The organism is Rhodococcus koreensis, from assembly GCF_017068375.1.
GTDB lineage: Bacteria > Actinomycetota > Actinomycetes > Mycobacteriales > Mycobacteriaceae > Rhodococcus_F > Rhodococcus_F koreensis.
Genome location: NZ_CP070609.1, coordinates 4,171,760 through 4,184,346, shown reverse-complemented (window position 1 = coordinate 4,184,346; position 12,587 = coordinate 4,171,760). Strand labels below are relative to the sequence as shown.

Sequence of the window (12,587 nt, the reverse complement as noted above, 5' to 3'; positions counted from 1 at the left end):
GTCTCGTCGCTCACGGTCGGTGACACCTCAGTCCCGGTAGGTGGCGGTCGGCGGTCCCGTGACGGGTCCGAGTACCGTCAGCCAGCTGTCGTAGAGCCTCATCCACGTTCCGTCTGCGCGCATCCGATCCAGCGTCCCGTTCACGAAGCGCACCAGATCCTCGTTGCCCTTGTTGACCCCGATACCGTACGGCTCCGACTGCAGCGGCGGGCCGACGATCTCCAGATTCGGATCCTGCTCGGCGAGCCCGGCCAGGATGGAGTCGTCGGTGCTCGCGGCGTCGGCCCGACGCTGCTGGAGCGTCACGAGGCAGTCGTCCCAGTCGGGCACCGTCACGATCGTGGCCTCGGGCTGCACCCGGCGAACGGTGTCCAGTGAGGTGGTGTCGGCGACGGTGCAGACGCGCTTGCCCGCCAGATCCTCCGGGCCGGAGATACCGGAGACCTTCGGCACCAGCAGTCGCTGGTACGCCTGGAAGTACACGGTGGAGAAGGCGACGCGCTCGGACCGTTCACACGTGATCGTCGTGCTCTTGACGACGAGATCCACGGCCTTCTTCTCGAGGGCGTCGAAACGGTCGCCGGACGTGAGCAGGCGGAACTCGACCCTGCCGGGGTCGCCGAACAGGTCCCGCGCCATTTCACCCGCGACGTCGACGTCGAATCCCATCAGCATGCCGGTCGTCGGGTCCCGGAAACTGAACAGGTTGGTGTTCTGGTCGATCCCGACGACGAGCCTGCCGCGCGCGGTGATCTCGGCCAGCGCGCTTCCCGGCGCCCGGACGTCCGGCGCGGTGACCGGGCGGAGGCTCGCCAGCGCGCCGCAGGAGTCGGGTGCGGGTGGTTCCGCGGGCACGTCGCCGGTCGGCGGATGGATCTGAAGCCCGTTCGTCAACGGCTGTTCGGAGTAATCACCGCTGGCGATGGGAGTGAGGGGTTGCGGGGCGGCGCATCCGGCCGCGAGAACGGTGGCCGCGGCGGCCGAAAGGATGAGGGCGCGCGGGCACGTCCGCCGTCTCGGTCGCCTCACCCGCGTCATCAGTGGTACTCGTTCAGTCTGGGCCAGATCCCCCCACCGACGGCGAACCCGCAGAGCACGCCGATCACCATGCTACCCACCGCGAGCAGCGACAACGAGCGAAAGGACTCGGTCATTCCGTCGACTTCCTCGCCGCGGAAGCTGTCGATACCGTGCTGCAGCGCCTCGTCGAGGGCCGCGAACGTCGCGGGAGACGCGGAGTCCGCGGGGCCGATCGCGACGGCCGTCGCCCCCGGGTAGTCCCCCACCTCCAGCCTCTGCTCCAGCATGTCGTGCGCGTGCCGCCAGTCGCCGAGTGCCGTCACCGCCTCGTCGATCGGCTGCGTGGCGCCCGGTTCGTGAGAACCGCCCTGCAGGCCCGCGAGCACGTCGGCCAGCGCGGCGGAGCGGTGGGCGTAGTCGATCTCGGACTGTTCGTCGGAGCCACGCTGCAGCAGCGCGAGGGTCTCGTCCGCCCGGGCCTGCTGAGCGAGGATCCTCGCCTGGGTGATCGTCGCGAGTGGTTGCGCCCCTTCGGTTCTCGCCCGATCAGTGGCCGCGGTGGAGACCAGGGTGGCGCCGGCCAGCCAGACCAGGAGGGTGGCGGCGAGCAGGGACGCGACGACGAGGCCGGGGTTGATGCGGCGTTTGCTCTTGCGCGCCAGGTACACCTGCGCGAGGAGGAGCGCGACGAGCAGAGCGACGGTGGCGGCGAACGCGACTCTGGGGAGCCGCCCGGTGAGGACCTGGGTGTCGGCGACGGCTCTCGACTGCTCCGAGTACAGACGTTCGGCGGCGGGCAGGATCGTGTCCTGCATCATCGAGGACGCGTCGCTGAGATAGGCGACGCCGACCGGGTTGCCCGATCGGTTGTTGGCGCGGGCCGTCGCGACCAGGGTGGTGTACGCGGCGAGGTTCCGGGACACCTCGGACAACTGGGCGAGGGCGGCGGCGTCGGTCGAGTCGACCCCGTTCGACGCGGTGACCAGCGCATTCGACGCGTCCCCGATCGCCTGGTTGTACCGATTGCGGACGGCGATCGGCTCGACGCCGCCCGAGATGAACGACGTGGCTGCCGCGGCGTCGGCGATGGACAGCGAACTGTAGAGCCGTTCGGCCGCGTAGGTGAGGGGTTCGGTGTGCGTCCGCAGGGTCTCGATGCGTTGTTGCCGGGCGCCGATCGCCGCCGACGTGACCGCCCCGGTCGCCAGCGCCGCGGTGACGAGCACGATTCCCAGCACGGACAGCCGTCCCGGGGTCGAGACGAGGAATTCCCGCCACGGCCGGCGCCGGGAGTCGGGCTCGACGAGCAGCGACTCGTCGAGCGAGTGTTCTTCGGTGACGACGTCGTCTCCGCGGTGGAACACGGTGTCCTCCTCCGCCGAGGTCTTCTGCAAGTGTGCCCCGATTCGCGGCGGGTCGTGCCGGAAAAAGCCGATGTGGCATCGGGGGCACAAAAGAGGGGCAGGGACCGCCGGTGCGGTCCCTGCCCCTCTTCGACAAGGTGTGTGTCAGTGTTGTTCGTGCGTCACGACGCCGACGAGTTGTTCCGCTTCGGCACCCGTGGCGGCGGGTTCGGCGGCCGGTTCCGCGGGCGGGGTGACGGTGTCGAGGCGTTCGGCGCTGGTGCGGCTGCGCCGGCGGAACTCGTAGCCGATCAGGATGAAGGCCAGAGTCACCACACTCAGCCAGAACTGCGAACGGGTGGTGGGGAGCACGGCCATGGCCGCGATCACCGTCCCCATCAGCGCGATGGTCGCGTAGCTGAGCCAGGGGAACAGCCACATCTTCAGGGTGAGGGCCCCGGGATCCTGCGCCTCCAGCTTCCGGCGGAGCGCGACCTGGGAGATCGCGATCATGAGGTAGACGAAGAGCGCCACGGCGCCGTACGAGTTGACCAGGAACGAGAACACGAGATCCGGGGATACGAACGCGGCGATCACCGAGGCGTATCCGATCACCGTCCCGGCGAGGATGGCGCGCCGGGGCACTCCGCCACCCGACAGGCGGGTGAACATGTGCGGGGCGTCGCCGTTGCGGGTGAGGGCGAAGAGCATCCGCGAGGACGTGTACAGGGCGGAGTTCAGGCAGGACAGCACCGCGGTGAGGATGACGACGTTCATGATCGTGGCCACCCCGGGAATGTGGAGGGCGGACAGGGCCGCCGCGTAGGGGCTGACTCCGACGGCTTCGGCGCTCCACGGCACCACGGCGACGACCACGAAGATGGATCCGACGTAGAAAGTGATGATCCGGACCACGATGGAGCGCATCGCCCGGGCGACGGCCTTCTTGGGTTCCGCGGACTCGGCGGCCGCGATGGTCACGATCTCGGCGCCGGTGAAGAAGGCGACGCAGGGAACGACCGCGGCGAGTACCGCGCCCCAGCCGAGCGGAGCGAATCCGCCGTGATCGACGAGGTTCGCCACCCCGGGGGTCGAGTCCGGCCACAGTCCGGTGATCCACAGGGCACCCAGACCGAGGAAGAGGACGATCGCGATCACCTTGATCGACGAGAACCAGTACTCGAACTCGCCGAACGACCGGGCCGATACCAGATTGGTGCAGGTCAGGATGACGAGAAGGCCGAGGCTGAGGATCCACAGCGGCGCGGACGGCAGGTAGAGCTGGAGTATTCGGCCACCGGCGATGGCTTCGACGGCGACGACGATGACGAAGAAGTACCAGTACATCCAGCCGACGGAGAATCCGGCGCGATTGCCGAGCGCTTCCCTGGCGTACACGTAGAACGATCCGACCACCGGCTTGGCCACGGCCATCTCCGCCAGCATCCGCATGATCAGGAGCGTGATGACCCCCGCGATGAGAAACGACACGATCGCCGCCGGGCCCGCGCTCTCGATGACGACACCGCTGCCGACGAACAATCCGGCACCGATCACGCCGCCCAGGGCGATGAGATTCATGTGCCGCTTCTTCAGACCCTTCCCGAGACCGGAGTCCTGGGATTGGGCCGGGGGTGGTGTTGCAGTCACGTTTTCCTCCACTGTGCGCTGACCGGAAACGTCAGGTCGCCATCGCGATCCGGGTCGGATCACCGGCGGTTGGAACGGAGAACAGTGCCGGCGGAGAAAGAGGAGACGATCCACCGCGAACTGAACTGTTGATGTGATGCACAACACTGTATGGAGGGTGCGGTGGGGAGCACAGTGCCAGTTCCGGTGCGCCTCTGAGGTCCAGATTGTGAGGTTTGACGGTTGCTGCCGTTACCCCAGTTCGTAGACGCGGCCGGTGTGGATCCCGGCCACCGATTTGACGAACGCGCGTGCGACGTCGGCGGCGGGAACGGGCGCGAATCCGGGGAAGAAGTCGCCGTAGACGTCGAGTGCTTCGGTGACGACGCTCGGGCTGACCGCGTTGATGCGGATGCCGCGCGGAAGTTCGGCTGCGGCCGCTTTCACGAACGCCTCCAGGGCCCCGTTGACGGTCGACGCGACCACACCCGAGCGAATGGGTTCGCGGGCGAGCACCCCCGTGACCAGGGTGAACGAGCCGCCGTCGGCGACGAACGGCAGCCCGCGCAGGACCAGTTCGATCTGCCCGAGCAATTTGTCGTCGAAACCCTGCCGGAAGTCGCTGGTCGTGGTGTCGCCGAAGGCAGGGAACGGGGTGACACCCGCGGTGCTGACCACCGCGTCCACCGTCCCGACCCGTTCGTACAGCGCGGTGACGGACGCGGCATCCCGGAGGTCGACCGCGACCTCGGTGGAGCGGGATGCGACGACGACGTCGTGGTCGGGTGTCAGGGCGTCCACCACCGCCGTGCCGATGCGGCCGGTGCCTCCGACGACGAGAACCTTCACGAGTTGACCTCCTGTCCGTGCACGGCGGCGACCGGTGTCGCCCGGTGTGCCGGTGTGCGGGTGGGTGCGGCGGGTTCGACCGCTAATCCGGAGTCGGCGAGCGCGGCGTCGAGTTGTTCGGTGTGGAAACCGCTGCGGACGGCCCACACGTAACTGACCAGGGCCAGCGTGATCACGACCAGCAGGTCCCAGTAGTCGGCGAGCGGCGGTTCGTCGAGAGGACCGAATTCGCCGTAGTAGGACACCAGCAGCGTCGCGAGGAGGGTGGCGATCAGCCAGACACCGGCGTCGAGGTGACGACGGCCGGCCGGAGTGCTCACCACCCGCAGCGCGAGCACGAAGGCCAGCAGTGCCGCGGTCATCGCCGCGAAGTAGACCGGGAACGACCAGCTGCCGGCCCGCTGCACCTCGGTGGTGTTCATGAACCATCCGCCGCGGGAACTGACGTAGATCCACACGACCAGGAACACCGCCGAGATGGACCACCCGGCGGGCCTGCGAACCCAGCCGTGGTTCACCGACGTGTAGGCGCCGTAGATGCTCACCCCGGCGAATGCGATGACCAGGAGCTGCGCGAGGGACGCGAAGCCTGCGGCGTAGACGATGAACAGGCCTGCCGCGTAGCCGGCGGGCGCCCAGAAACCGATTGCGGGCAGCCGCCAGGTGCGGTCCGCGTGGGGTGCGGTCTTGCGGAGCACCGGTGCGATCGCGCTGCCCATCAGGTAGCTCAGCACCAGGCAGACCGACACCACCGACACCAGCTGGTACCAGCTCGGGAACGGGAGCATGAAGAGCGCGCTGACCACGATCGCGACCACGAGCGACACCCACGGGATGCCGTACCGGTTCACCTTGGCGAGACCCTTCGGCGCGTACTTGTCTATGCCGAACGCGAACGAGGCCCGGGCGGCACTGCCGAGGGTGACCCAGCCGTTGCCCGCCGGGGAGATGGCGGCGTCGATCAGCAGGACGGTGGCGAAGGCGCCGAATCCGGCCGCGCCGAGAGCCTGGAACAGCGGGGCCGACGCCCAGTCGCTGGTCCGCAGACCCGCCCAGTCTCCGACGGAGATCCCGGCGTCGGACCAGTCGAGTGCGCCGAGGAAGCCGATCTGCAGGCCGATGTACACGACCATCGGGATGAGGATGGAGAGCACGATCGCCAAGGGGATGTCGCGCTTGGGGTTTCGCGCCTCCCCGCCGTAGTCGAGCACCTGCCGGGAGCCGAGGTAGCCGAACGCGATCCCGCCGATCGCGAGAGCGTGCACGATGCCGCCCGCGCCGGTGGGGAGGAAGCCGCCGCCGACGGTGAGGTTGCTCGAGTTGAACGCGAAGAACAACAGGAGGAACGTCAGGCACGGGACGACGAGCTTCCACATCGTCACATACGTGTTGACCTTCGCCAGCAGTTTCACGCCGAACAGGTTGAGGACGAAGAAGATCGCGAGAATGCCGATGCCACAGAGTATTCCGTTCGGCCAGGCGAGGATGGTGGTGCCCTGCTCCACCTTCACCAGGCCGAGATGAGGGAAGCGGCCACCGAGATAGGTCAGGACGGCCTGCGCTTCGATGGCGGGCAGGCAGACGGTCCCGATCCAGTATCCCCAGCCGGTGATCCACCCGGCGAATGCACCGTGAGAGAGCGCCGGATAGCGCACGATCCCACCCGATCTCGGGAACAGGGTGCCCAGTTCGATCCAGGTCAGCGACACGACGATGAACAGGCCCGCGCCGAGGATCCACGACAGGATGGCGGCCGGGCCTGCGACCGACGCCGACGACAGCACCGCGAACAACCAGCCGGAGCCGATCTGCGTGCTGACCCCCAGCAACGTCAGCTGCCAGAGTCCGAGGGTTCTCTTCAGTTTGTGATCGGGAGCGTCCGGGGACCCGGGCGCAGAAGGTGAATCCGGTAATGTGCTCATGTGAATCCTCCTTGGGGATTCAGGTGCCCGCTCTCATTGGCGTGAGGTTTCGGCGGGCGCCGGGGACCATCGTGTCCGGGGGTCGACCTCCTCGGCAGAAGAGATCGACCCCGCCCCGGTGGGTTGCTGAAAAGTGTTCGGGGTCAGTGTCTGCCGAAGATGAGGTCGTGCCAGCCCTTGTGTGCCTCTCCGGTGATGTCGGACATGACGTGCTTGACGTTGGTGTACTCGTCGAACGAGTAGGTGGACATATCCTTGCCGAATCCGGAGGCCTTGTAGCCGCCGTGCGGCATCTCGCTGATGATCGGGATGTGGTCGTTGACCCACACGCACCCGGCCTGGATTTCCCGGGTGGCCCGCTGCGCCCGGTACACGTTCTGCGTCCAGGCGGATGCGGCGAGGCCGTAGGGGGTGTCGTTGGCGAGGGTGATGGCCTCGTCGTCGGTGTCGAACGGCAGTACGACCAGGACGGGGCCGAAGATCTCCTGCTGGACGATCTCGGAGTCCTGCGTCGCGTCGACGATCAGCGTCGGCTCGTAGTACGCGCCCGCGGTCGGGGTGTGTTTCGGGATACGGCCGCCGCGAACCACTTTCGCGCCGGAGTCGCGGGCCCGGTCGACCATCGCCGCGACCTGGTCGCGCTGCTTCAAGGAGATCAGCGAACCCATGTCGGTGTCGGTGTCGTCGGCGGGGCCGACCTTCACCTCGTCCATCAGTTCGGCGACCCGCTGGACGAAGTTCTCGTAGAGCGGACGCTGGACGTAGGCGCGGGTGGCGGCGGTGCAGTCCTGGCCCGCGTTGATCAGCGAACCGGCGACGGCGCCGCGGGCGGCCGCCTCGATGTCGGCGTCGTCGAACACCACGAACGGTGCCTTGCCGCCGAGTTCCAGATGGACCCGTTTGACGCTGCCGGCCGCGGCCGCGGCGACCTGCTTGCCGACCGGCGTCGACCCGGTGAACGAGACCATGTCCACATCGGGATGCTCGATCAGAGCCTGTCCGGCAATCCGTCCGGCTCCGGTGAGGATGTTGACGACGCCGTCCGGCACGCCGGCTTCCTTCGCGGTCTCGGCGAAGAGCAGCGACGTCAGCGGGGTGAGCTCGGAGGGCTTGAGGACGATGGTGTTGCCTGCGGCGACCGCGGGCAGGATCTTCCAGGCGGCCATCTGCAGCGGGTAGTTCCACGGCGAGATCGACCCGACGACGCCGATCGGCTCGCGCCGGATCGACGAGGTGTGATCGCCGGAGTACTCCCCGCTCGCCTTGCCCTCCAGATTGCGGGCGGTGGTGGCGAAGAACGTGACGTTGTCGATGACCCCGGGGATGTCGAAACCGTCGGCCAGCTTGATCGCCTTGCCGCCGTTGCGGCTCTCCAGGGCGGTCAGCTCCGTGCTGCGGGACCGCAGGACCTCGGCCCAGCGCAGCATGATGTCCGAGCGTTCGGCGGGCGTGGTGCGGGACCAGCCCGGGAACGCGGCGCGAGCGGCCGCGACGGCGGCGTCGACATCCCCGGTGGCCGCGGCCAGGCCGGTGGTGATCGGCTCACCGGTGGACGGGTCGATGATCGTCAGCTCCGTGTCGGAGCTGCCGTGCCGGCGTTCCCCGGCGATGAACTGCAGCTTCTCGTGGGTGGTCATCAATTCTCCAGATCGAGTTGGTCGAGTAGTTGCCGGGCGTCGTCGCCCTGGGACTCCGGGCCCCACAGGTCGCCCAGGGTGTAGCCGCGCGGAAACGGGTCGTCCGCGTCGAGGACGTACTGGTTGAACCCGGTGATCCAGCCGCGACCGCTGACCGACGGCAGCACCGCCCGGTGCGGTCCGACGTCGGTGATGTCGGTGAGTGTGCCGGTGAACGTGGTGCCGAGCAGGCTCTCGTGGACGAACTGCTCTCCGAGCGCCAGTTCGCCGCGCGCGTGCTTGGCGGCCATCCGCCCGCAGGTGCCGGTGCCGCACGGCGACCGGTCCAGCGCGCCGGTCCACGTCGTCGGGTCGTCGAGGTCGACGGTGCCGTTGGGCAGGACGACGGTGTTGCGCCCGGAGACCCCCGGGGTCGGGGACGGGCCGTGGATCATCGTCAGTGCGACGTGGTCGATGTCCGGGTTGAACGGGTGCCGGACCGCGACATCGCGTTGCGCGACGGTGCGCAGCACGGCCCCGGCGCGGGCCAGGTCCTTCGCGGCGCCGGGCACCAGTTCGACACCGAGGTCGGCGGCCTTGGCCTGGACGAAGAACTGCCCGCCGAAGACGATGTCCACCGGGACGGTGCCGTATTCGGGCAACTCGAGCGGATGGTCGATGGCCACGGCGAACGCGGGGACGTTGTCGAAGGTGACCCGCACGACCCTGCCGCCGGCGATGTCGGCGCGCACGTGCACGACACCGACGGCGGTGTCGACCTTCAGCTTCGTCACCGGCTCCTGCACCGGCAGGGTGCTGGTCTCCAGGAGCGCGGTGACGGCGCAGATGAGGTTGCTCCCGGACATCGGCCGGAATCCCCCTTGTTCGAGCACCACCATGCCGAAGTCGCTGTCCGGGTTGACCGGGGGCAGCACCAGGACGGCGCACAGTCCGGGATAGCCGCGCGGCTCGTGCAGCATCAGCAACCTCAGATCGTCGAGGTGCTCACGGCAGTACTGCAGCCGGTCGGCCATGGTGGCGCCTTTGACGTGCAGGTGGCTGCCGATGAGCACCCGTCCGGGCTCGCCGGCGGCGTGGACGTCGACGGCGTTGATGGTCTGCCTGGGGATCACGGTCTCGTCCTTCGGTTCTAGTTCTCGACGACCGGTTCTAGTTCTCGACGACGCTGACGCCGGCCGCGACGAGGAGGCGGCGGAACTCGTCCCGGAACTCCGGTGCCAGTGGCAGCACCGGGCGGCGGGTCGGGCCCGCGTCCTGGCCGACGAGCTCGAGGCCGGTCTTGATAGCGCAAGCGTAGTTGTGTGATTCGAGGAATTCGCAGATCGGGAAGATCTTCGTCCACAGTTCCCGGGCGGCAACCAGATCGCCGCGGACGGCGAGGGCGTCGAAGAAGTCCGCGCACAGCTGCGGGATGACGCTCGCGGTCCCCCACACCGACGCCTTCGCGCCTGCGGCGAGCCCGGCGAACGAGAGGGTGTCCCAGCCGTTCAGCGCGGTGATGTCCGCGGCGTGGTGGTTCAGCACGGACGCGAACTTCGCCGCGTCTCCGCCGGTGTCCTTGTAGGAGTTGACGCGGGTCTTGCGTGCCAGTTCGGCGAACTGCGCCGGCGCCAGGTCCACCCCGGTGGCGGAGGGGAGATTGTAGTACATGATGTCGATGTCGACCGCGTCGGACACCGCGCTGTAGTGCGTCAGCAGTTCGTCCCAGGACGGGGTGTCGTAGAACGGCGGGACGATCATCACCGCGGCGGCGCCGGCGTCGGCGGCGTGCTTGCTCAGCTCGACGGTCTCGGCGGTGCTCAGTGCGCCGGTGCCGGCGACGACGGGGACCCGGCCCGCCGCGGCCTCGATGTACAGCTCCGTCGCCCGCTTGCGTTCGTCGGTGGACAGGGTCGTGAACTCACCGGTGCTACCGCCGGGGACGAGGCCGTTGATGCCGCCGCCGATGATGTGCTCGGCCTGACGCTTGATGCCGTCGGGGTCGACGGCCGATCCGTCGGCGGTCAACGGGGTGACGACCGCGGCGAGGATTCCGCTGAACTGCGTGCTCATGAATTGTCTCCTTGTGTGTCAGGGGTGGTCGGAGTCGCCGATGATCGAGACGACTTCTTCTGCGCTGCTTCGGATGTGCCGGGTCACTTCGGCCCGGATGATGTCGGGGTCCCCCAGTTCGATGACGTCGACCAGCCGGGCGTGCATGGCGAGGTCGCGGTCGGGGTCGTAACGGGTGGCCTGGTCGACCGTCATGGCCATGCGGATCTGCGCCGCCACGAGAGGCCAGATCTTGATCAGCATCTCGTTGCCCGACGCCAGCCACAGCGTGCGGTGGAACTCGAGGTGCGTCAGGTCGGACGCCACCACGTCGCCGGAGGCGATCGCCGTTCGGTGGGCGTCGAGTGCCTGCCGCAGGGTGTCGAGTCCGCCGCGGGTGGGGTCGGCGGCCAGCCGTTGCGCCGCCGTGGTCTCCAGCGAGACACGGACCTCGGCGAGGTCGAGCAACGCGTGCGGGCTGGTCTGCGCCACCCGAATCCCCTTGTACGGCTCCTGGATCAGGGTTCCCTCGTGAATCAGCACGTGCACTGCTTCGCGCAGGGTGGGCCTGCTGACGCCGAGGACGGCGGCGAGTTCGACTTCCTTGATCCGCTGGCCGGGTTGCAGTTCCCCCGTCAGGAGGGCCCGGCGGATCGAGTCGGCCACTTCTTCCCGGCGCGTGCCGCTGCTGATCGGCTGCAGACCGCGGACGACGCCGGTGCCGGTAGCCGGTTGTGCGATCGTCATGGCGTGAGGTTTCTTTCTCGGAAGGCGCCTGCCGAGACGGCCGATCAGGCGCGGCGCAGGGCGCGCCGGGACAGGAAGCGGTTGGGCGAAATCGAGGTGGCGATCTCCGGAACACGATGATTGACAATGGTTTCGGTGATGATCTCGGCGGTACCCGGCGCCAGGGTCAGGCCCAGCATGCCGTGCCCGGAGGCGATGTAGGCGTTGTCGAGGTTCCCGAACTTGCCGACGATCGGCAGGCCGTCCGGGGTCATCGGACGCAGTCCCGCCCACGGCGCCGCCGCTCCGGGCGGGTTGTCCCAGCCGTCGAAGTTCTCGGCGGCCGCACGCTGGATGGCGGCGACCCGGGTCTGGTTCACGCTCTCCTCGAAGCCGCCGAACTCCATGGTTCCGGCGAGCCGGATCATGCCGTCGAGCGGGGTGACCGCCACGCGGGCGTCCTCGAGTGTCAGGGAGGTGTTCAGCTTGATCGGCGCCGGACTGTAGTCGACGCTGTAGCCCTTGCCCGGACGGATCGGCATCGGGGCGCCGAGTTCCTTCGACAGCGGGCCACTCCACACGCCTGCCGCGAGCAGCAGCGCGTCGCCGTCGATCTGCTCGCCCGTGTCGGTGACGACACCGGTCACGGTGGAGCCCCGGCGCAGGAACCGGCCCACCTTGGTGTTCTCCCGGATCTGCACCCCGAGTTCCTCGCAGCGCTTGACCAGCGCACGGGTGAGGGAGTCCGGTTCGAGCTGGCGGTCGTCGGCGAAGAAGAGGCCGTGCTTGATCCGGTGGTTGAGCGCGGGCTCGGTTTCCTGGACGCCGTCGCTGTCCAGGTGGGTCGGGTGCATGCCGAAGCCCTCGAAGATCTGCAGGGATCCGCAGTGCTCCTCGTAGCGCTCCCGGGTCTCGAACGCCAGCAGTACACCGGCCTTGTGCATCTCGAATTCGATGCCGTCCTTGGTGTATTCGTCGAGCAGGTCGTTCGCGTCGGACGCCAGCCGCAGGTGTGTCTCCAGCCCGAAACGGAAGTCCCGGGCGTTACAGTGCCGCGCCATCGTCAGCATGAACTTGATGAAATCCGGTGCCACCGAAGGCTTCACGTAGAGCGGGCTGTCGGGCTTGAGCATCCACCGCAGTCCCTGCAGGATGACGCCCGGCGCCGGGACCGGCCCGCTCTCGGCCAGCGCGATCTTCGCGGCATTCCCGTGGGTGGCGGCCGACCCCGCGGTCCGGGCTTCCAGTACGACGACCTCGCAGCCGGCCTTGGCGAGACGGTACGCACTCGCCAAGGCGACGACACCACCTCCGACAACAACGATTCGCATGATGTCTTCAGCCTCCTGACAGCGCCGACCGGCGCTTCGATGCAACCGGTGGGTCGCGAAAAATGTGAGATGCAGTTTGTCAGACAATCTGCGCTTGTG

At 68.3% G+C, this 12,587-nt stretch carries 10 protein-coding genes; all 10 read right to left on the bottom strand.

Features of this window, described 5'->3' with window-relative positions; genetic code table 11:
* Positions 1-27: 27 nt before the first annotated feature.
* Entirely contained in the window at positions 28-1,038 is a 1,011-nt protein-coding gene (locus JWS14_RS19080; RefSeq protein ID WP_072942523.1) for a glutamate ABC transporter substrate-binding protein, read from the bottom strand.
* Positions 1,038-2,384 (bottom strand): hypothetical protein, encoded by a 1,347-nt coding sequence (locus JWS14_RS19075; RefSeq protein WP_206014093.1) that lies wholly within the window; start codon positions 2,382-2,384, stop codon positions 1,038-1,040. Before JWS14_RS19075 ends, JWS14_RS19080 begins: the two co-directional genes overlap by 1 nt.
* A 144-nt stretch (positions 2,385-2,528) precedes the next feature.
* The gene (locus JWS14_RS19070) at positions 2,529-3,944 is read right to left on the bottom strand and encodes an amino acid permease (protein WP_241031678.1); all 1,416 of its coding nucleotides are present in this window, start codon (positions 3,942-3,944) and stop codon (positions 2,529-2,531) included.
* Positions 3,945-4,244: 300 nt separating this feature from the next.
* Positions 4,245-4,841, bottom strand: a complete 597-nt coding sequence (locus JWS14_RS19065; RefSeq protein WP_072942519.1) for a short chain dehydrogenase — start codon at positions 4,839-4,841, stop codon at positions 4,245-4,247.
* The gene (locus JWS14_RS19060) at positions 4,838-6,763 is read right to left on the bottom strand and encodes an APC family permease (RefSeq protein ID WP_072942518.1); all 1,926 of its coding nucleotides are present in this window, start codon (positions 6,761-6,763) and stop codon (positions 4,838-4,840) included. Before JWS14_RS19060 ends, JWS14_RS19065 begins: the two co-directional genes overlap by 4 nt.
* Positions 6,764-6,906: 143 nt before the next feature.
* Positions 6,907-8,400, bottom strand: a complete 1,494-nt coding sequence (locus tag JWS14_RS19055) for a gamma-aminobutyraldehyde dehydrogenase (protein ID WP_206014091.1) — start codon at positions 8,398-8,400, stop codon at positions 6,907-6,909.
* On the bottom strand, positions 8,400-9,512 hold the full coding sequence (locus JWS14_RS19050) for a proline racemase family protein (RefSeq protein ID WP_095865381.1): 1,113 nt from the start codon (positions 9,510-9,512) through the stop codon (positions 8,400-8,402). The genes JWS14_RS19055 and JWS14_RS19050 overlap by 1 nt, the downstream gene beginning before the upstream one ends.
* A 37-nt stretch (positions 9,513-9,549) precedes the next feature.
* The gene (locus JWS14_RS19045; RefSeq protein WP_095865380.1) at positions 9,550-10,452 is read right to left on the bottom strand and encodes a dihydrodipicolinate synthase family protein; all 903 of its coding nucleotides are present in this window, start codon (positions 10,450-10,452) and stop codon (positions 9,550-9,552) included.
* 18 nt (positions 10,453-10,470) lie between these two features.
* Complete coding sequence (locus tag JWS14_RS19040) at positions 10,471-11,178, bottom strand: GntR family transcriptional regulator (RefSeq protein WP_072942513.1); 708 nt, start codon at positions 11,176-11,178, stop codon at positions 10,471-10,473.
* Positions 11,179-11,222: 44 nt separating this feature from the next.
* Entirely contained in the window at positions 11,223-12,488 is a 1,266-nt protein-coding gene (locus tag JWS14_RS19035; RefSeq protein WP_072942512.1) for an NAD(P)/FAD-dependent oxidoreductase, read from the bottom strand.
* Between the last annotated feature and the right edge of the window lie 99 nt (positions 12,489-12,587).